Here is an 18954-nt window from a genome sequence, read left to right as displayed (position 1 = left end):
GCCTGACCCCCCGTATCTCCCGTGACGAGGAAGCGTGCCGTGAGCGAGCAGAACGCCGTGCCAGTGGACCCCGCCGACGACCTTCCCGAGCAGATGAAGGTCCGCCGGGAGAAGCGGGACCGGATGCTCGCCGAGGGCGTCGAGCCCTACCCGGTCGGTTTCCCGCGGACCACCACGCTGGCCGAGATCCGTACCCGCTACGCCGAGCTGCCCACCGACACCGCCACCGGCGACGAGGTCTCGGTCACCGGCCGGGTGATCTTCGTACGCAACACGGGGAAGCTCTGCTTCGCGACCCTGCGGGACGGCGACGGCACGGAGTTGCAGGCGATGCTCTCCCTCGACCGGGTCGGCGCGGAGCGGCTGGAGGCCTGGAAGCGCCTCGTCGACCTGGGTGACCACGTCGGCGTGACCGGCGAGGTGATCACCAGCCGCCGGGGCGAGCTGTCGGTGCTGGCGCAGCGCTGGGAGATGACCGCCAAGGCGCTGCGGCCGTTGCCGGTGGCGCACAAGCCGCTCTCCGAGGAGGCGCGGGTCCGGCAGCGCTACGTGGACCTGATCGTCCGCCCGCAGGCCCGGCAGATGGTCCGTACCCGCGCGGCGGCGGTACGCAGCCTGCGCGATTCACTGCACGGTCAGGGTTTCATCGAGGTGGAAACTCCGATGCTGCAACTCCTGCATGGTGGTGCGGCGGCCCGACCGTTCGTGACCCACAGCAATGCGTTGAGCACCGATCTGTATCTGCGAATCGCGCCGGAACTGTTTTTGAAGCGCGCCGTCGTCGGTGGCGTGGATCGCGTCTTCGAGATCAACCGCAACTTCCGTAATGAGGGTGTCGACTCTTCGCACTCGCCGGAGTTCGCGATGCTGGAGACCTACCAGGCGTACGGGGACTACGACACGATCGGCGAGTTGACCCGCAATCTCGTGCAACAGGCGGCGATCGCGGTGAGCGGCTCGACGGTGGTGACCCACGCCGACGGGCGGGAGTTCGACCTGGGCGGCGAGTGGCGATCGGTGTCGCTGTTCGGGGTCCTTTCCGAGGCGCTCGGCGAGGAGGTCACGGTCCGTACCGAACACGCTCGGCTGGTCGAGTACGCGGACAAGGTGGGATTGGCCGTGGACCCGAAGTGGGGCCCAGGCAAGCTGGCCGAGGAGTTGTTCGAGGAACTGGTCGTCCCCGGCCTGCAGGCGCCCACCTTCGTACGCGACTACCCGGAGGAGACCAGCCCGCTCACCCGGGCGCACCGCAGCGAGCCGGGGTTGGCCGAGAAGTGGGACCTCTACGTCCTCGGTTTCGAGCTGGGCACCGGGTACTCCGAGCTGGTCGACCCCGTGGTGCAGCGGGAACGGCTGGTCGCCCAAGCGCAGCTCGCGGCCCGGGGCGACGACGAGGCGATGCGTCTCGACGAGGACTTTCTCCGGGCCATGGAGTACGGAATGCCTCCCGCCGGGGGTATGGGAATGGGAATCGACCGCCTGTTGATGGCCCTGACCGGCCTCGGAATTCGGGAAACGATCCTCTTCCCGTTGGTCCGCCCGGAGTAGTCGTCCGCCGACTCCCAGCGAGTCGTAACGGCATCCTATTGACGGGGCGAGCAGCACGGGGGTTATTGTGCTCTCATTAGCAGGAGCGCCCTGCTCGAAAGGAATGTGGGACGTGGCCAAGCAGATCATTCACAAGCTGGTCGATGACCTGGACGGCGGGGACGCGGACGAGACCGTCAAGTTCGCGCTCGACGGCGTTCAGTACGAGATCGACCTGTCCGGCGCCAACGCCGCGAAATTGCGCGACGTATTCGCGCCGTACGTGGGTGCCGGCACCAAGGTTGGTCGGGGTGGCGTGGTGATCGGTGGGCGGGCCGCCCGCGGTCGCGGTGGCGCCACCGCCGACCGGGAGCAGAACAAGGCGATCCGGGACTGGGCCAAGAAGGCCGGCAAGGACATCTCGGACCGCGGTCGTATTCCGCAGGAGATCGTCGACGAGTTCCACGCCAAGCGCTGATCTCGTTCAGCGCAGCGGTGGCGGCGGCCACCGCGGGGCGACACCGACGCCGGGCCGGAGCTTCCTCCGGGCCGGCGTCGCCGTCTTTCCACCCCGTCGGGGCCGCGTGCGGTGGTCGGGTCGCGGGCGGGAATGTCGGGCGGACCGGGCGACGTTGTCCACAGGCGGTGGAGAAGTTTTCCACAACCTGTGGATGGCCGCCGAGACGCCCCGCTGGGCCTCTCCGGGCCCCTCTGGGCCGCTCCGGAGGCGGCGGAGGGCTTCTCCGTGGTCCACCGGATTTCGCTCTACGCGTAGCGACAGGGGTACCGGAACACCTCCTGAGCGCGGACGGTTGTGCAAAACGACGTGGAACTGACCCGGACCGGAGAGACACGACCTCAGCCGAGTCGGTCAGCGACGATAGAGTAAGGAGGCACGGACGCCCGTCCCGGACGTTCGTGCACCGGCCCCGCCAAGATCTTGACCATCAAGGCGCACGGCATGTGAGGAGCACGAGGGCATGTTCGAGCGGTTCACCGACCGAGCGCGACGGGTTGTCGTCCTGGCCCAAGAAGAGGCCCGGATGCTCAACCACAACTACATCGGTACGGAACACATCCTGCTGGGCCTGATCCACGAAGGTGAAGGCGTCGCGGCAAAGGCCCTGGAGAGCCTCGGCATCTCCCTGGAGGGCGTCCGTCAGCAGGTCGAGGAGATCATCGGCCAGGGCCAGCAGGCGCCGAGCGGGCACATCCCGTTCACGCCGCGGGCCAAGAAGGTGCTGGAGCTGTCGCTGCGCGAGGCGCTGCAGCTCGGCCACAACTACATCGGCACCGAGCACATCCTGCTCGGGCTGATCCGTGAGGGCGAGGGCGTCGCCGCCCAGGTGCTGGTCAAGCTCGGCGCCGACCTCAACCGGGTCCGCCAGCAGGTGATCCAGCTCCTCTCCGGCTACCAGGGCAAGGAGCCCGCCGCGGCGGGTGCCGCGCCGGGTGAGGCCGCGCCGTCGACCAGCCTGGTGCTGGACCAGTTCGGCCGCAACCTGACCCAGGCCGCCCGCGAGGGCAAGCTCGACCCGGTCATCGGGCGCGAGAAGGAAATCGAGCGGGTCATGCAGGTGCTCTCCCGCCGTACCAAGAACAACCCGGTCCTGATCGGTGAGCCCGGCGTCGGTAAGACCGCCGTGGTGGAGGGGCTTTCCCAGAAGATCATCAAGGGCGAGGTGCCCGAGACTCTGAAGGACAAGCAGCTCTACACGCTCGACCTGGGTGCGCTGGTCGCGGGCTCCCGCTACCGCGGTGACTTCGAGGAGCGCCTCAAGAAGGTGCTCAAGGAGATCCGCACGCGGGGCGACATCATCCTGTTCATCGACGAGATCCACACCCTCGTGGGCGCGGGTGCCGCCGAGGGCGCGATCGACGCCGCCAGCATCCTCAAGCCGATGCTGGCCCGTGGTGAGCTGCAGACCATCGGCGCCACCACGCTCGACGAATACCGCAAGCACCTGGAGAAGGACGCCGCTCTCGAGCGCCGGTTCCAGCCGATCCAGGTGGGTGAGCCGTCGCTGGCGCACACCATCGAGATCCTCAAGGGCCTGCGGGACCGTTACGAGGCGCACCACCGGGTCTCGATCACGGACGCCGCTCTCGTGGCCGCCGCGACCCTGGCCGACAGGTACATCTCGGACCGCTTCCTGCCGGACAAGGCGATCGACCTGATCGACGAGGCCGGCGCCCGGATGCGGATCCGTCGGATGACCGCGCCGCCAGACCTGCGTGACTTCGACGAGCGCATCGCCCAGGTGCGTCGCGACAAGGAGTCCGCGATCGACGCGCAGGACTTCGAGCGCGCCGCCCAGCTGCGCGACAAGGAGAAGCAGCTCCTCGGTCAGAAGGCGCAGCGGGAGAAGGAGTGGAAGGCCGGTGACCTGGACGTCGTCAGCGAGGTCGACGACGAGCAGATCGCCGAGGTACTCGGCAACTGGACCGGTATCCCGGTCTACAAGCTGACCGAGGAGGAGACCTCGCGCCTGCTGCGCATGGAGGACGAGCTGCACAAGCGCGTCATCGGCCAGGAGGACGCGGTCAAGGCGGTCTCGAAGGCGATCCGGCGTACCCGGGCCGGCCTGAAGGACCCGAAGCGCCCGTCCGGCTCGTTCATCTTCGCCGGCCCGTCCGGTGTCGGTAAGACCGAGCTGTCCAAGGCGCTCGCCGAGTTCCTCTTCGGCAGCGAGGACGCCCTCATCCAGCTGGACATGTCCGAGTTCCACGACCGGTACACGGTGTCCCGCCTCGTGGGTGCCCCTCCCGGCTACGTCGGTTACGACGAGGGCGGGCAGCTGACCGAGAAGGTGCGTCGTCGTCCGTTCTCGGTGGTCCTGTTCGACGAGATCGAGAAGGCCCACCCGGACGTGTTCAACACGCTCCTGCAGATCCTCGAAGACGGTCGGCTCACCGACGGTCAGGGCCGGATCGTGGACTTCAAGAACACGGTCATCATCCTGACCACCAACCTGGGCACCCGCGACGTCGCCAAGGCGGTGTCGCTGGGCTTCCAGGCCTCGGAGGACTCCGAGTCGAACTACGACCGGATGAAGCAGAAGGTCAACGACGAGCTCAAGCAGCACTTCCGGCCTGAGTTCCTCAACCGGATCGACGACACCATCGTCTTCCACCAGCTGCGCCAGAGCGAGATCCTCTCGATCGTGGACATCATGATCCAGCGGATCGAGGGCCAGCTGCGCAACAAGGACATGGGTCTGGAGCTGACCGACAACGCCAAGAAGTACCTGGCGGCGAAGGGCTTCGACCCGGTGCTCGGTGCCCGTCCGCTTCGTCGCACGATCCAGCGCGACATCGAGGACAACCTCTCCGAGCGGATTCTGTTCAACGAGCTGACCCCCGGTCAGATCGTGGTGGTGGACTGCGAGGGCGACCCGAACGACATCGACAAGTCCAAGCTCGTCTTCCGGGGTGCGGAGAAGCCGGTCGAGGTTCCGGACGCCGTTCCGGCCGACCTCGGTGGCACCGCCGCCGGCACCGCGGCAGCGGCGACGGACGAGGTGGCATAACCAGCAGCACAGGGGGCGGGGCTCCGGCGGCGTAAGCCACCGGGGCCCCGCCCTTTTCTGCGCGCTGCCCCACTCCGTCGGCGGCGTTCCCACACCCGCGTCGGGCCGGCCGGGAGCGCTGGATCGAGGGTGATCTGGCGTCCGAGCGTAGGGCCCGGCGGGTCAGGTGATCAGGTTGGCGGCGGGGGTCGACGGGCCGTCGCCGGCGAGCCGGAACGAGTCGGCCCCGACGGGCTCCACGAGTCCGTCCTGCACCAGGCCGGCCAGTGCGCGGGCGCGCTGCACGTCGTCGGTCCACACCTGGTCGAGGCGCTGGTGCGGGACCGGCCCGGTGGTCTCCCGGAGCACCCCGAGCAGCAGTCCACGTACCTGTCGGTCGGTGCCCGCGTACCGCTGGGGACGGCGGGTGGGGCCGGTCGGTGGCGCCTGCCCGGAGGCCCGCCAGGCGCAGACCGACTCGACCGGGCAGGCCGTGCAGCGCGGCGCGCGGGCGGTGCAGAGCACCGCGCCCAGCTCCATGAAGGCGGCGCTGGCCAGCGCGGCGGCGGCGGGCTCCGGGGGCAGCAGCTCCTCGGTGGCGACCAGGTCGGCCGGGCGGGTGACCGGGCCGGCGTCCGGCTCACCGGCCACGGCTCGACAGACCACCCGTCGGACGTTGGTGTCGACGACCGGGTGTCGCTGCCCGAACGCGAACGCGGCCACCGCGCGTGCCGTGTACGTGCCCACGCCGGGCAGCGCCAGTAGCTGTTCCAGTCGGTCGGGCACCTGGCCGCCGTGTCGGTCCACGATGGCCACCGCACATTCCCGCAGTCGGACGGCGCGGCGCGGATAGCCGAGCCGCCCCCACATGCGGATCGCCTCGGCCGGGGTGTCCGCCGCCAGCGCCGCCGGGTCGGGCCAGCGGGCCAGCCAGGCGTGCCAGGCCGGCACCACCCGGACCACCGGCGTCTGCTGGAGCATGACCTCGCTGACCAGGATGGCCCACGGGGTCACGTCGGGTTCCCGCCACGGCAGGTCACGGGCGTGCTGCTGGAACCATCGGCTGACCAGCGCGGCGAAATCGGGTTGAGTCATGGCGTCGTCGATGATGTCACGCGGTCCGGTCCCGCTGGTTGGGCGGCTCGGGCAGGGTGTCGCCGTGCTGGTGGACGGATCGGGCAGAATGCGCGGATGAACGAGCTCGCGATCACCGTCATCGGCCGGGACCGGCCGGGCATCGTGGCCGACGTCGCCGAGGTGCTGGCCCGGCTGGGGGCGAACCTCACCGACAGCACGATGACCCGCCTGCGGGGGCATTTCGCGATGACCCTCATCTGCACCGGCCCGGCCGCCGCCGAGGTGGAGGCGGCGTTGGCGCCGCTGGCGACCGAGGGGCAACTTCTGGCGACCGTACGCGCGGTGACGCCGGACGGTGAGGTGGCGCCGGCCGGCGAGCCGTACGTGCTGGCGGTGCACGGGTCGGACCGGATGGGCATCGTGGCGGCGATGACCCGGGTGCTGGTGGACGCCGGTGGCAACGTCACCGACCTGAGCACCCGGCTGGCCGGTTCGCTCTACGTGGTGTTGGCCGAGGTCGAGCTGCCGGCGGGGGTCGTCGAGGCGCTTACCGAACGGCTGCACCGGACGGCCGCCGAGGTGGGGGTCGAGGTCACCCTCCGGCCGGCAGACCCGGATCTGCTGTGAGCGACGGGCGGGGCGAGGCGTACGCCGGTCTGGGGGATTGGACGCCGGAGTCGCTGGCGATGGCGGGTGAGGTGCGGGCCGTCGTGTCGGCCCCGCATCCGGTGCTGAGCCGGGCCGGAGGCGACGTCGATCCCACCGCCGAGGAGATCATCCGGTTGGCCGCCGACCTGGTGGCCACGATGCGGGTCTCGCCGGGCTGCGTGGGTCTGGCGGCGCCGCAGGTCGGCGTGGGCGCCCGGGTCTTCGCCGTCGACGTGACGGGCCACCCGAAGGCGGTCACCGTGCACGGCACCTTCGTGCTGTGTAATGCCCGGGTGGTCGAGGCGACCCGATGGAAGCCGGGTCGGGAGGGCTGCATGTCCGTGCCGGACCTGACCGGGGACGTGAAGCGGGCGAGTCGGCTCGTCGTGGAGGGTGACCTGCCGGGCACGGGGGCGGCGGTCCGACTGGTGACGGACGGCTTCGAGGCGCGGGCGTTGCAGCACGAGATCGACCACTGTGAAGGGCTGCTCTTTCTGGACCGGGTGGCCGGCGCGCACGCCGTCTACCAGCGCAAGGTCTATCTCTGACCGGGCGGCCGGACGCCGGCCCGTCCGTCCTCAGTGGATGTTCTTCGCGCTGCCCCGCTGACGCTCCGGCGCGTCGTGACCCGCCGGTGGGTGCGGCGCGACTACGGTGGGGGGCATCATGCGTCTGACGGTCGGCCCCCTGCCACCCGCCGTGTACTGGCGGCGTCGCGCCGTCGTATTCGGAGCGGTGCTGCTTTTCCTGATTGTCGTGCTCTACTCCTGCACCGGCTCGGGTCGCTCCGGCGGTCACCCACGGGCCGGCTCGACGCCGACTCCGACGTCAAGCCCGGGGGCGGTGGGGCCGGTGCTGACCCCGCAGTCGGGGGCTCCGTCGGCGTCCGGGTCGGCGGCGCCGAGTGCCACGGAGCAATCCGCCGGTCCGGATGCCACGAACGCCACGGACCCCGGCCGCGGAGCCACCACCAATGACCCACCGCCGGACTCGGCCGCCGGGTCGGTCGACGACGGCACCTGCACCGACGCGGAGATCAGCGTGACGTCGGCGGCGCGGCCCAGTTCGGCACAGCGCGGCGCGGTGGTCGACCTCCAACTGAAGATCAAGAACACCTCGCAGCGTACGTGCAGCCGTAACGTCGGCGCCGACCTCCAGGAGATCTTCATCAAGGCGGGCGCCGAGAAGGTGTGGTCGTCCGACACCTGCGGCAAGGTCCAGGGCTCGGATGTGCAGTCGTTCACGCCCGGGTTCGAGCGCTCCTACCAGGTGGGCTGGAACGGACGGGACACCAGCCGGTGCGACGGCGCGGGTCTGGCCGCGGGGCCGTTCGCGCCGGCGGGGACGTACCAGGTGTTCGCCCGGGTCGGCACCAAGTACAGCGAGCCCGCGAAGATCACGATCACCGGCTGAGTCGGCACTCCGGCCAGCCGGATCGGCGGCGGATCAGACGTACCGCTCAAGGATGGATGCCTCGGCGAGCCGGGACAGGCCCTCGCGGACGCCCCGGGCGCGGGCGTCGCCCACACCCTCGACGGCCTGCAGGTCCTCCACGGTCGCGCCCAGCAACCGCTGCAGGCTGCCGAAGTGCAGCACCAGACGGTCGACCACGGCCACCGGCAGGCGCGGAACCTTGGCCAGCAGCCGGAAGCCCCGCGGGCTGACGGCGGCATCCAGCGCGTCCGATGCGGCCGGGTAGCCGATCGCCTTGGCGACCGACACCAGGTCGATCAGCTCGGTGGCGCCCAGCAGATCCAGCTCCACCAGCGCCTCGTCCAGGGTGCGGGACTTACGGCCGACGGGCAGGTAGTCCCGGATGACAAGCGTGCGGTCGGCGTCGACGCCGGCCATCAGCTCGTCGAGCTGGAGAGCGAGCAGTCGACCGTCGGTGCCCAGCTCGACGACGTAACCGGCGATCTCGTCGGCGATCCGGCGGACCATCTCCAGCCGCTGCACCACCGCCACCGCGTCCCGCACCGTGACCAGGTCTTCGATCTCGAGCGCGGAGAGCGTGCCGGAGACCTCGTCCAGCCGCAGCTTGTAGCGCTCAAGGGTGGCCAGCGCCTGGTTGGCCCGGGAGAGGATCGCGGCCGAGTCGTCGAGGACGTGCCGCTGACCGTTGACGTAGAGGCTGATGATCCGCATCGACTGGCTGACCGAGATCACCGGGTAGCCGGTCTGCCGGGCGACCCGTTCGGCGGTGCGGTGCCGGGTGCCCGATTCCTCCGTCGGGATGGACGGGTCGGGCATCAGGTGCACGGCCGCCCGGACGATGCGGGTGCCGTCACTGGACAGCACCACGGCGCCGTCCATCTTGCACAGCTCGCGGACCCGGGTCGCGGAGAACTCGACGTCCAGCGGGAAGCCGCCGGTGCAGAGGCCCTCGACGACCTTGTCGTAGCCGAGCACGATGAGCGCGCCGGTGCGACCCCGCAGGATGCGCTCCAACCCGTCGCGCAGCGCGGTGCCGGGTGCCATCAGGGCGAGATTCGCCCGCAGCGGATCGCCGGCACCCCCGGCAGCGGCGGTCACGCTCACGCTGATCGGGCGGGCCGGCGAGCCCACGGTGCCGGTGCGGGCCTGGGGCGGCGCTCCGGCAGGCTTGGTGGTATCGCGGTCGATCGGCACGGGCACAGTCTACGGACTGCCGTGCGGTGGGTGCTGTCGTGGTTACTGTGATGTGTCACGATGCCGCCCTTCGAACCGTTTCCACTTGCGGCGATGCTGTCCGTTATCGCCGTTGGCGTCGGCACGCTGAGTCACTCGGCGGACGCGCGGGCCGCATGGTGCAGGGCTGAGCGCACGTCAGTGACCTCGGTCACCCGCATCTGATCCGGCCCCGCACCGGTGCTCGCCGGGCCACAACCCGGCGGAACCAGCGCCACCTTGAACCCCAGGCGGGCGGCCTCCGCCAGCCGGCGCGGCACCGCACCGACCCGGCGCACCTCGCCGGTCAACCCCACCTCGCCGATCGCGACGAGATGCGGCGCGATCGCCAGGTTGAGCCCGCCGGAGGCGACCGCCAACGCGACGGCCAGGTCGGCTGCCGGCTCCACCACCCGGATGCCGCCGACGGTGGCCGCGAACACCTCCCGGTCGTGCAGGGTCAACCGCTCCGTACGCCGTTGCAGGACCGCGAGCACCATGGCCAGGCGGGCCGAGTCGAGGCCCGAGACGGTACGGCGGGGAGAGCCGGCCACCGTCGCGCCGATCAGGGCCTGTACCTCCGTGACCAGTGCCCGCCGCCCCTCCATCGCCACGGTCACGCAGGTGCCGGGCACCGGTTCGGAGTAGCGGGTGAGGAACAAGCCGGACGGGTCGGCCAGGCTGCTGATGCCGCCCTCGTGCATCTCGAAGCAGCCCACCTCGTCGGCCGCCCCGAACCGGTTCTTGACGCCGCGCACGAGCCGTAGCGAGGAGTGTTTGTCGCCCTCGAAGTGCAGCACCACGTCGACCAGGTGCTCCAGCACACGCGGCCCGGCCACCTGACCGTCCTTGGTGACGTGCCCGACCAGCACGGTCGCGATGCCCCGCTCCTTGGCGACCGAGACCAGTGCGGCGGTGACCGCCCGGACCTGGGTCACGCCGCCCGGCACACCCTCGGTGCCGGTGGTCGAGATGGTCTGCACCGAGTCGAGCACCAGCAGGCCCGGCTTGACCGCGTCGAGGTGCCCGAGCACCGACGCCAGGTCGCTCTCGGCCGCCAGGTAGAGCTGCTCGTGCAGGGTGCCCATCCGCTCGGCGCGCAGCCGGACCTGACTGACCGATTCTTCCCCGCTGACCACCAGGGACGGGCTGCCGGCGCCCACCGCCCACTGCTGCGCCACGTCGAGCAGGAGGGTCGACTTGCCCACGCCGGGCTCGCCGGCGAGCAGCACGACCGCCCCGGGGACCAGGCCGCCACCGAGCACCCGGTCCAGCTCGCTCACCCCGGTCGGCCGGGCGCGGGCCGGAGCCGCGCTGATGGTGGCGATCGGCCGGGCCGGCTCGGCCGGCATCCGCGAACTGACTACCCGACCGGAGACGGTCGGCCCGGTCACCGTCGACTCGACCACCGAGCCCCACTCGCCGCACTCCGGGCAGCGACCCACCCACTTGGGCGGCTGGTGCCCGCAGGCGTCGCACTCGTACGCCGGGCGCGGTTCGCGGGTGGCGGACCGGGCGCGGGGCGCACCTGCCGCGCCGCCACGGCCGGAGGTCGATCGGGAGGTGGTCACATCAGGACGCTAGCCGCCTCGTACGACGAAAACACCCCGGCGTGGTGGTTCCCACGCCGGGGTGTTCCGTAGTTGAGGATCGGGCTCACTCGTGGGTGGTGCCACCCTCGTTGCCCTCGTAGCCGCCCTCGCGCTCGATGATCGGCGAGGCGGGGGCCGCCGGGGTGAGCGGCACCGCGATCGGCGCGGGGCCGGTGACCGTGTTGCCGTTGCCGAAGTCGAAGGTCACGACGACGTTCTGGCCGGAGCGCAGCGCCTCGGTCAGACCGACCAGCCGCAGCTGCGAGGTGGACTCCGAGTTGAGCTGGAGGTAGCTCAGCGGGGCCAGTTCGATGCGGGCGGGCTGGCCCGGCGCGGCAGCGCTGGCCGAACCCGACGCCCGCGCCGACTCCGGTGCGGACGGGGTCGCCGACGACGAACCGGTCTCGGACGGGGTCGCGGACGGGCTGGCCGAGCCGGACTCGGTGGTCGACGGGCTGGCCGAGCCCGACGGGGTGGCCGAGCCCGACGGGGTGGCCGAGGCCGACTCCGAGGCGGACGGCGTCGGGCTGGCCGAGCCACCCGAGATCAGCACCTCGCGGGCGCTTTGCGTGGTGACGGTGACCGTCACGGTGCTCTTCGAGTCGTTGTAGATCACCGCGTTGAGCGGGGCGTCCTGGCCGGCCCGGTAACCCTCGGTGCCGGGGTAGGTGACCAGCAGGCCACGCACCGAGTAGGCGCCGTTGGGGGTCGTGAGGTTGACGCCCTGGACGGACGGCTCCTTCAAAGCCGTCTCGGCGATCTGGCCAGCGCCGCATCCGGACGCGAGCAGGCTGGTGGCCGCCGCGACTCCGGACAGCAGCAGGGCCGCCCGCCGGGATCGGTTGATCGAGCGCGTCACGTCGGTCCTCCTCGTTACGATCCCCACCCGGGCGCACGCCGGGGGAGGTGGCCATACCCGCGCAGACCGCGCTCCAGGGTAGTTGGAGCTGATCGAGGCCCGCACGGGGACCCGGCAATGCCACCCCGCCGGGTGCCGTCACACCACCCGACCGCTCGCCACCAGCAGCGCGACGTCGATGAGGGCCACCAGCATCACGGCCCGGAAGGCAGCCACCGGCCGCCGGCCCGCGCGGGCCGCCGAGCGCCCGGCGTACCAACTCAGTGGCGGCACGACGGCGGCCGTGCCGACCGCCGCGAGCCCGAGGACCGACGGCGGTCCGGGTGGTCCCAGGACCAGGACGGCGGTCGCGGCGAGGAGCAGTCCGGCCGCGGCCGCCCGACTGCCCGCCGCGCCGAGGCGGTGCGGCAGGCCGCGTACACCCGTGCGGGCGTCGTCGGCGAGGTCGGGCAGCACGTTGGCGAAGTGCGCGCCGGCGCCGAGGCAGGCCGCCGCCGTCAGCAGCCAGAGCGGTGGGGTCGGTTCGCCGGGCAGCGCCAGCACCACGAAGCCGGGCAGCGCGCCGAAGGAGACGGCGTACGGCAGGACCGAGAAGACGGTGGCCTTGAGCGGCCAGTCGTAGAGCAGCGCGGAGACCAGGGCGACCGTGAGCCAGAGCGCCGCCCGGGGGTTCGTGGTCAGCGCCAGCAGCGGGCAGGCCACCGCGGCCACCGCGGCGGCCCAGGCCGTGACGCGCCGGCCCACCGCGCCGGCGGCGACCGGCTTGTCGGTACGCCCCACCGTGGCATCCCGCTCGGCGTCCAACGCGTCGTTGGTCCAGCCGACCGCGAGTTGGCTGGCGAGTACGGCGAGCACCACGGAGACGATTCCCCAGGGCCGGTGGCCCACTCCCCAGGCCAGCAGACCGGACACTGTGGTCACCGCAGCGGCCGGTTCCGGATGGCTCGCCCTGACCAGCCCTAACACCCTCGACGACATAAGGGAAGTCTGGTCGTTACCGAGCAGTCGTGCCACGCTCGGAGCCATGCGAGACGTGGCGTCGACCGCCCAGCGGGTGCTGCCGCGCAACGATCCGCGCCAGTACGACGACCTGGCCGGTGAGTGGTGGCGGCCGGATGGCGCGTTCGCGATGCTGCACTGGCTGGCCGAGGCCCGTGCGGCGCTCGTACCGCCGACGAGGAGTCCGGGCGCGGTCCTGGTCGATCTGGGCTGCGGCGCCGGTCTGCTCGCGCCGCACCTGGCCGGCAAGGGCTACCGGCACGTCGGGGTGGACCTGACCCGTTCGGCGCTGGTCCAGGCCGCCGGGCACGGCGTACGGGTGGTGCAGGGTGACGCCACGGCGGTGCCGCTGCCCGACGGGTGCGCCGACGTGGTCTCCGCCGGCGAGCTGCTGGAACACGTGCCGGACTGGCCGCGGGCGGTGGCCGAGGCGTGCCGCCTGCTGCGCCCGGGCGGCCTGCTCGTGCTGGACACGCTCAACGACACGGCGCTGGCCCGGCTGGTCGCGGTGCGGATCGCCGAGCGGCTGCCGACGGTGCCGCGTGGCATCCACGATCCACGGTTGTTCGTGGACGCGCGGGCGCTCGTGGCCGAGTGCGCCCGGCACGGCGTCGAGCTGCGCCTACGTGGGATCCGACCGCAGGTCGGGGGGCTGCTCGCCTGGCTGGTGCGGCGGGCCCGCGCGGCACGGACGCCGGGTGTGCCGTTGACCGGTCGTGCCCCGCGCATCGTGCCGACCCGGTCCACCGCCGTGCTCTACCAGGGCCAGGGGGTCCGCAGAGGATAGTCGGCTCGTGGCGGGGTATGGGACGCCGAGGAGGGAGCGATATGACGGTGCACGCGCTTGAGGCGGCCCGCCGATTGACGCCGCGGTTCGCCGCGCGGGCGGCGGAGCACGACCGGGACGGCTCCTTCCCGGCCGAGGACTTCCGTGACCTGCGGGAGGCCGGCCTCTTCGGGTTGATGGTGCCGCGCGCTCTCGGTGGCCTGGGCGCGAGCTTCGCGGAGTACACCGCGGTCGCCACCGAGCTGGCCCGGGGCAACGGCGCGACGGCGCTGGTGTTCAACATGCACGCGTCGGTGACCGGCGCGCTGGGCGCGGTCACCGAGGAGTTGGCCGAGGCTCTGGGCGTGTCGGACGAGGCGCTGGCCGCCCGGGACCGGCTGCTCACCGCCGCTGCCCAGGGCGCCTGGTACGGCGTCGCGATGAGCGAGCGGGGCACCGGCGCGCGCCTCTCGCAGTTGAGCACGGTCTACGAGCCGACCGACGGCGGTTGGCACCTCAAGGGCAGCAAGACCTTCTGTTCCGGGGCCGGGCACGCCGACGGCTACCTGGTGGCCGCGCGCAGCGCCACCGACCAGTCGACGGTGTCGCAGTTCCTGGTGCCGGCCGGCGACGGTTTGAGCGTCGAGCCGACCTGGGACGCCCTCGGCATGCGGGCCACCTCGTCGCACGACCTGCATCTGGACGTCACCGTGCCGGGCGACCGGCTGCTCGGTGGGGTGGAGGGGTTGGCCCTCGTGATCGCCCAGCTCATGCCGCACTGGCTGGTGGCCAGCTACGCGGCCGTCTACGTGGGCGTGGCGCGGGCCGCCATCGACGCGGCGGCCGAGCACCTCAACGCCCGCAACCTGGCCGGTCTGCCGGCGGTGCGCTCGCGGCTGGGCCGGGCGGACGCGGCGACGGCTGCCGCCGAGCTGGCGGTGGCCGAGGCGGCCCGCCGGGTGGACGACGCGCCGGGTGACGCGGAGACCAACCGCTGGGTGTGGCGGGCGAAGCTGCTGGCCGGGACGACGGCCGCCGAGGTGGCGGCGTCGATGCTGGAGGCGGCCGGCACGTCGGCGACCCGACGCGGCCACCCGTTGGAACGGCTCTACCGGGATGCCCGTTGCGGCTCACTGCACCCGGCCACGTCGGACGTCTGCGCCGACTGGCTGGGCATCGCCGCGCTGGGCGGGGACCCGGACCGCGACGGATCGGCACCGCGTTGGTGAGCGGGTGTCGCGGGAAACGTACGAGGGTGCGGCCGGCCGAGGTGGCCGGAGGGACGGCCAGGGGGAGGACAGCGTTTGACGAGAGGTGGGGATCGTGTCCGTACCAGTGATCGCGGGGCTCGGGACAGCGCAGCCGCCGTCCGCTTCGCAGGACGAGCTGTGGGAGGGCTTCTTCTCCCGGCACTTCTCCGGCAGCACCCGGGCGTTGGCCGAACGGATCTTCGCGAACTCGGGGGTGACCCGACGGCAGGCCGCGGTCAACCCGTTGCTCGAGGACGTCTCGGACTGGCCGACCGAGCGCCGGATGCGTCGCTACCAGGTGGAGGCGCTGCCGCTGGGCAAGGAGGCGGTGGGGCGCGCGTTGACCGCCGCCGGTCTGGACGCCGGCGACGTCGGGATGTTCATCGTCTGCTCCTGCACCGGGTACGCCACCCCGGGGCTGGACATCCTGCTCGCCCGTGACCTGGGCATGGCGGCGGACACCCAGCGCATGTTCGTCGGCCACATGGGCTGCTACGCGGCGCTTCCGGGGTTGGGCGCGGCGAGTGACTTCGTCACCGCCCGGGGCCGGCCGGCGTTGCTGCTCTGCGCGGAGCTAACCAGCCTGCACATCCAGCCGTCCACGGCCCGGGTCGACACCCAGCAGATCATCTCGCACGCGCTCTTCTCGGACGCCGCCGTCGCCGCCGTGGTGGTGCCCGGCGGCCGGGGGTACGCGTTGCGCGAGGTCGCCTCGGTCACCGACACCTCGACGGCCGACCACATGACCTGGGACGTCACGGACGCGGGCTTTCGGATGGGGCTGTCGTCGAAGGTGCCGCAGGTCCTCTCCCGGCACGTGCGCGGCCTGGTCGACGACCTGCTGGCCCGGCACGGCGGCACCATCTCCGACGTGGACGGTTGGGCCGTGCACCCGGGCGGGCCGCGGATCCTCAACGTGGTCGAGCGGGAGTTGGCCCTGCCGCCGGAGGCGTTGGCGGCGTCCCGGGCGACGCTGGACGAGCACGGCAACTGCTCCTCGCCGACGGTGCTGCTGATCCTGGACCGGTTGGGTCGGTCCACGCCGCCGCCTCGGCAGGTGGTCATGCTGGCGTTCGGTCCGGGCCTCACCCTGTACGCCGTCCTGCTCGATCGACAGGAGTGAACGCCAGCGACCCGACCGGTACGCTCGTTCCATGGATGCGGGGGCGGACGACCGGTTGCGGTCGGCGGTGCTGGTCGGTGCGGCCCTGGCCGCGCTCGCGGTGGGCGGCTGGTGGTGGCATGCCGCCGCGCCCGCCCCGGTGGCCGGGCCGGTGAGCTCACCGGTGGTCGCGCCCAGCGTCAGCACCGAACTGGAGCGCATCCTGACCCGCATCGAACCCGGGGAACGGGGCGTGACGGTTCGGATCGACCCGGAGACCGGCGAGGCCGTCCGGGTGGGCGGCAACTCGCGAATCGCGATCGACGCGGAGGCGGGCGCGATCGCCGACGTCGACGGCGATGTGGGGATTCTCGTCCCCGGGAGTGACCTGCCCTCGTTCCGCAGCACGATCTGGCGGGAGCAGCGGGAGTTGGCGCCCGGCGAGGAGCGGACCCGGCAGGCGTCCGACGACGGTTCCCGCTTCCTGCTCCAGTACCGGTGCACCCGACCGGGCACGCTGGCGGTGACGAGCACCGGGGCCGAGATCGCCGGCCCGCCGCGCATCGACTGCGACGGCACGCTCGCGTCCGCCCGGCTGCTGCCCGGCGGCGGGCCGTTCCGGGTGTCGCTGTCGGCCGTCGGCGACCAGCCCATCGACGTCGAGGCGCAGCTCGTCGCGCTGCCCCCGTCGTAGGCCGTTCAGCGGGCCAGGGCGGTCAGGTCGTCCTGGTACGCGTCGACGGGCCCGACGCCGGGCAGCACCCGGGTCACCACGCCGGTGCGGCCGACCAGCAGCGCGTTGGCGGCACCGGGGCCCAGGAATGAGCGCAGACCGCCGGCGGGGTCGGCCAGCGCGCGGACGCCGTCGACGGGTGGTGCGGTGGCGACAGCCCGGCCCTCGGTCACGGTGACCACCGTGACGCCGGTGGGCGCCGCCGCCACGGCCTCGGTGACGACGTCGGGGCAGCCACAGTCGTCCACGAGGATGATCATGGCGGGTAACAGGCCGCGGAGCGGAACGGGCGCCTGCCCGGCGTCGACCAGGTCCAGCGCGGGCAGCGCCTGACCGGTGAGCGAAACGGGTGGTGGGGAGGGCGCCGGAGTGGGCCGGTCGGTGCTCCGGCCGGCGCGGGGCCAGGTCACGGCGAGCAGGCCGGTCAGAGTGGTGAGCACCGCCACCACCAGGACGAGCAGCGGCAGGGCGAGTGCCCGGCGTCCGGCGTACCGGCCGGTGGCCCGGCGCAGCTCACGACGTACCTGGGCGGCCTCGCTGGCGAGGGCGGAGGCGTCGTCGGGGACGACGATGCGGCCCCACTCGGGTGGTAGGTCGGGCAGGCCGTCGGATGGCCCGTGGCCCTCTGCGTCCGGCTTGCCCATCGGACCCCCCAGGAAGCGTCTCGAGAGCGGAGTGTGGCTCGGACTCCAGGGTCCCGCACCGGGGGCACGTCCCGCTACATCTGGGCGCGGTCCCGCACGCCGGGATACCATGGGAGGAGCGCATAGCCCTTGATCTCGACGTTCTGTTCACTCGTATCGGGAAGTCATCCGATCGTCACGGAGCGTGTTTGAACCATCGGTTTGACCGCCTGTCAAGCTGAAGAAAGACCTCTCACAGGGCCCCTGAGCTGCGCCAACGGTCAGGACATCGGTGAGACATCGTTGCCTGAGCGTGTTACCCTAGACACAGCGAAAGGGGTTTCGAACCTATGGTTTTCAGTGTCGGCGAGACCGTTGTTTACCCCCACCACGGGGCCGCACTCATCGAGGCAATCGAGACTCGGGTCATCAAGGGCGAGCCCAAGCAATATCTCGTCCTGAGGGTCGCGCAGGGTGACCTGACGGTCCGGGTGCCGGCTGAGAACGCCGAGATCGTGGGCGTTCGCGAGGTGGTCGGCGAAGAGGGCCTCGGTAAGGTCTTCGACGTTCTCCGGGCTCCGCACACCGAGGAGCCGACCAACTGGTCGCGGCGTTACAAGGCCAACCTGGAAAAGCTGGCCTCCGGCAACCCGCTGAAGGTCGCCGAGGTCGTGCGTGACCTGTGGCGTCGGGAGCGGGAGCGGGGCCTCTCCGCAGGCGAGAAGCGGATGCTGGCCAAGGCCCGCGACATTCTCGTCGGCGAGGTCGCGCTGGCTGAGAAGAGCACCAAGGACGAGGCGGAGACGCTGCTCGACAAGGTCCTCACCGAGGCCTAGTCCGCACAGCATCGTCGTACCCACTTCGTAGCGAAGAAACCACCGAGGACCGCGACGTGACCGCGCAGCTCAACCCGCGCGGTGACGTCGCGGTCCTCGTGCCTGCGGCCGGTGCCGGCGTACGCCTCGGTCCCGGTCGACCCAAGGCGTTGCGCCTGCTCGCCGGAGAACCGCTGCTGGTGCACGCCGTGCGCCGGCTCGCCGCCGCACCGTCGGTCCACACGATCGTGGTGGCCGCACCGGCGGCCGAGGTGGCGGGTGTCCGTGAGTTGCTGGCCTCGGTGGCGCCGGTGACCGTGGTGGCCGGTGGCGCCGAACGACAGGCCTCCGTCGCCGCCGCGCTCGCGGCCGTGCCGGCCGGCCCGACAATCGTCCTGGTGCACGACGCCGCCCGCGCGTTGACCCCACCCGAGCTGGTCGAATCGGTCGCCGCCGCGGTCCGGGGCGGCCAGCCGGCGGTGATCCCGGTCCTGCCGGTCGTCGACACCATCAAGGAGGTCGGCCCCGACGAGGTGGTGCTGGGCACCGTCGACCGGTCCGCCCTGCGCGCCGTGCAGACCCCGCAGGGCTTCCGCCGGTCCGTGCTGGCCGCCGCGCACGCCGCCGCGGGTGATCCGCTCACCGACGACGCCGGCCTGGTCGAGAAGCAGGGTGTGGCGGTGGCCTGCGTGCCCGGCTCGGAGTACGCGCTGAAGATCACCCGTCCGTTCGACCTGGCACTGGCGGAGCACCTGCTCGCCGCCAGCGACTGACGCCTCGCGACCGCACGGCGGGACCGCACCTTCGT

At 71.9% G+C, this 18954-nt stretch carries 18 protein-coding genes; 12 read left to right on the top strand and 6 right to left on the bottom strand.

Translation table 11 applies throughout. The features are described 5' to 3' along the window. Nucleotides 1-39 precede the first annotated feature (39 nt). From lysS to ACIBTX_RS12775, 3 genes are all read left to right on the top strand, one after another. Entirely contained in the window at nt 40-1548 is a 1509-nt protein-coding gene (lysS, locus tag ACIBTX_RS12785) for a lysine--tRNA ligase (RefSeq protein WP_357128648.1), read from the top strand. Between the two features lie 112 nt (nt 1549-1660). After that, nucleotides 1661-2005 carry an Lsr2 family protein gene (locus ACIBTX_RS12780; protein WP_355051005.1) on the top strand — a complete coding sequence of 115 codons (345 nt, stop codon included), beginning with the start codon at nt 1661-1663 and terminating at the stop codon, nt 2003-2005. 502 nt (nt 2006-2507) lie between these two features. Continuing rightward, on the top strand, nt 2508-5057 hold the full coding sequence (locus ACIBTX_RS12775) for an ATP-dependent Clp protease ATP-binding subunit (protein ID WP_357128651.1): 2550 nt from the start codon (nt 2508-2510) through the stop codon (nt 5055-5057). A gap of 162 nt (nt 5058-5219) precedes the next feature. On the opposite strand, the gene ACIBTX_RS12770 is transcribed toward ACIBTX_RS12775, so the two are convergent. Then, on the bottom strand, nt 5220-6131 hold the full coding sequence (locus tag ACIBTX_RS12770) for an A/G-specific adenine glycosylase (protein ID WP_357172573.1): 912 nt from the start codon (nt 6129-6131) through the stop codon (nt 5220-5222). 96 nt (nt 6132-6227) lie between these two features. On the opposite strand from ACIBTX_RS12770, the gene ACIBTX_RS12765 reads away from it, so the two are divergent. The 3 genes from ACIBTX_RS12765 to ACIBTX_RS12755 all read left to right on the top strand — a co-directional run bounded on the left by ACIBTX_RS12765 (nt 6228) and on the right by ACIBTX_RS12755 (nt 8174). Further along, a complete protein-coding gene (locus tag ACIBTX_RS12765; RefSeq protein WP_357128657.1) occupies nt 6228-6740 on the top strand; it encodes an ACT domain-containing protein in 513 nt (170 codons plus the stop codon). A gap of 59 nt (nt 6741-6799) precedes the next feature. Next, the gene (locus tag ACIBTX_RS12760) at nt 6800-7309 is read left to right on the top strand and encodes a peptide deformylase (protein WP_357392368.1); all 510 of its coding nucleotides are present in this window, start codon (nt 6800-6802) and stop codon (nt 7307-7309) included. Nucleotides 7310-7427: 118 nt separating this feature from the next. Beyond that, nucleotides 7428-8174, top strand: a complete 747-nt coding sequence (locus tag ACIBTX_RS12755) for a hypothetical protein (RefSeq protein WP_357172568.1) — start codon at nt 7428-7430, stop codon at nt 8172-8174. Between the two features lie 33 nt (nt 8175-8207). On the opposite strand, the gene disA is transcribed toward ACIBTX_RS12755, so the two are convergent. From disA to ACIBTX_RS12735, 4 genes are all read right to left on the bottom strand, one after another. Beyond that, entirely contained in the window at nt 8208-9389 is a 1182-nt protein-coding gene (gene disA, locus ACIBTX_RS12750; protein WP_355051000.1) for a DNA integrity scanning diadenylate cyclase DisA, read from the bottom strand. 131 nt (nt 9390-9520) lie between these two features. After that, nucleotides 9521-10978, bottom strand: coding sequence for a DNA repair protein RadA (radA, locus tag ACIBTX_RS12745; RefSeq protein WP_357128667.1), 1458 nt, complete (start codon nt 10976-10978; stop codon nt 9521-9523). Between the two features lie 85 nt (nt 10979-11063). Continuing rightward, on the bottom strand, nt 11064-11858 hold the full coding sequence (locus tag ACIBTX_RS12740; protein WP_396832468.1) for a hypothetical protein: 795 nt from the start codon (nt 11856-11858) through the stop codon (nt 11064-11066). A 138-nt stretch (nt 11859-11996) separates the two neighbouring features. Then, a complete protein-coding gene (locus ACIBTX_RS12735; RefSeq protein ID WP_396832467.1) occupies nt 11997-12836 on the bottom strand; it encodes a UbiA family prenyltransferase in 840 nt (279 codons plus the stop codon). Between the two features lie 46 nt (nt 12837-12882). Here ACIBTX_RS12735 and ACIBTX_RS12730 point away from each other — a divergent pair, with 46 nt between their 5' ends. From ACIBTX_RS12730 to ACIBTX_RS12715, 4 genes are all read left to right on the top strand, one after another. Next, nucleotides 12883-13644, top strand: coding sequence for a methyltransferase domain-containing protein (locus ACIBTX_RS12730; protein ID WP_357128676.1), 762 nt, complete (start codon nt 12883-12885; stop codon nt 13642-13644). Between the two features lie 41 nt (nt 13645-13685). Next, complete coding sequence (locus ACIBTX_RS12725) at nt 13686-14852, top strand: acyl-CoA dehydrogenase family protein (protein WP_396832466.1); 1167 nt, start codon at nt 13686-13688, stop codon at nt 14850-14852. An 85-nt stretch (nt 14853-14937) separates the two neighbouring features. Continuing rightward, a complete protein-coding gene (locus ACIBTX_RS12720) occupies nt 14938-15996 on the top strand; it encodes a type III polyketide synthase (RefSeq protein WP_357128682.1) in 1059 nt (352 codons plus the stop codon). A 31-nt stretch (nt 15997-16027) separates the two neighbouring features. Further along, nucleotides 16028-16669, top strand: a complete 642-nt coding sequence (locus ACIBTX_RS12715) for a hypothetical protein (protein WP_357392299.1) — start codon at nt 16028-16030, stop codon at nt 16667-16669. Between the two features lie 5 nt (nt 16670-16674). On the opposite strand, the gene ACIBTX_RS12710 is transcribed toward ACIBTX_RS12715, so the two are convergent. After that, a complete protein-coding gene (locus ACIBTX_RS12710) occupies nt 16675-17352 on the bottom strand; it encodes a hypothetical protein (RefSeq protein ID WP_357128688.1) in 678 nt (225 codons plus the stop codon). A gap of 329 nt (nt 17353-17681) precedes the next feature. On the opposite strand from ACIBTX_RS12710, the gene ACIBTX_RS12705 reads away from it, so the two are divergent. Continuing rightward, the gene (locus ACIBTX_RS12705) at nt 17682-18167 is read left to right on the top strand and encodes a CarD family transcriptional regulator (protein WP_007073334.1); all 486 of its coding nucleotides are present in this window, start codon (nt 17682-17684) and stop codon (nt 18165-18167) included. 56 nt (nt 18168-18223) lie between these two features. Beyond that, on the top strand, nt 18224-18919 hold the full coding sequence (gene ispD / locus ACIBTX_RS12700; RefSeq protein ID WP_357128691.1) for a 2-C-methyl-D-erythritol 4-phosphate cytidylyltransferase: 696 nt from the start codon (nt 18224-18226) through the stop codon (nt 18917-18919). Nucleotides 18920-18954 lie beyond the last annotated feature (35 nt).

The organism is Micromonospora sp. NPDC049359, from assembly GCF_044466585.1.
Lineage (GTDB): Bacteria > Actinomycetota > Actinomycetes > Mycobacteriales > Micromonosporaceae > Micromonospora.
This window is presented reverse-complemented; position numbering and strand designations above follow the sequence as displayed.

What these genes read in the sequence shown, in the direction of transcription:
- ACIBTX_RS12775 (WP_357128651.1), top strand. Translation starts at nt 2,508, where the DNA reads ATGTTCGAGCGGTTCACCGACCGAGCGCGACGGGTTGTCGTCCTGGCC.
- ACIBTX_RS12770 (WP_357172573.1), bottom strand. Translation starts at nt 6,131, where the DNA reads ATGACTCAACCCGATTTCGCCGCGCTGGTCAGCCGATGGTTCCAGCAG.
- ACIBTX_RS12765 (WP_357128657.1), top strand. Translation starts at nt 6,228, where the DNA reads ATGAACGAGCTCGCGATCACCGTCATCGGCCGGGACCGGCCGGGCATC.
- ACIBTX_RS12760 (WP_357392368.1), top strand. Translation starts at nt 6,800, where the DNA reads ATGGCGGGTGAGGTGCGGGCCGTCGTGTCGGCCCCGCATCCGGTGCTG.
- ACIBTX_RS12755 (WP_357172568.1), top strand. Translation starts at nt 7,428, where the DNA reads ATGCGTCTGACGGTCGGCCCCCTGCCACCCGCCGTGTACTGGCGGCGT.
- ACIBTX_RS12735 (WP_396832467.1), bottom strand. Translation starts at nt 12,836, where the DNA reads ATGTCGTCGAGGGTGTTAGGGCTGGTCAGGGCGAGCCATCCGGAACCG.
- ACIBTX_RS12730 (WP_357128676.1), top strand. Translation starts at nt 12,883, where the DNA reads ATGCGAGACGTGGCGTCGACCGCCCAGCGGGTGCTGCCGCGCAACGAT.
- ACIBTX_RS12725 (WP_396832466.1), top strand. Translation starts at nt 13,686, where the DNA reads ATGACGGTGCACGCGCTTGAGGCGGCCCGCCGATTGACGCCGCGGTTC.
- ACIBTX_RS12715 (WP_357392299.1), top strand. Translation starts at nt 16,028, where the DNA reads ATGGATGCGGGGGCGGACGACCGGTTGCGGTCGGCGGTGCTGGTCGGT.
- ACIBTX_RS12710 (WP_357128688.1), bottom strand. Translation starts at nt 17,352, where the DNA reads ATGGGCAAGCCGGACGCAGAGGGCCACGGGCCATCCGACGGCCTGCCC.
- ACIBTX_RS12705 (WP_007073334.1), top strand. Translation starts at nt 17,682, where the DNA reads ATGGTTTTCAGTGTCGGCGAGACCGTTGTTTACCCCCACCACGGGGCC.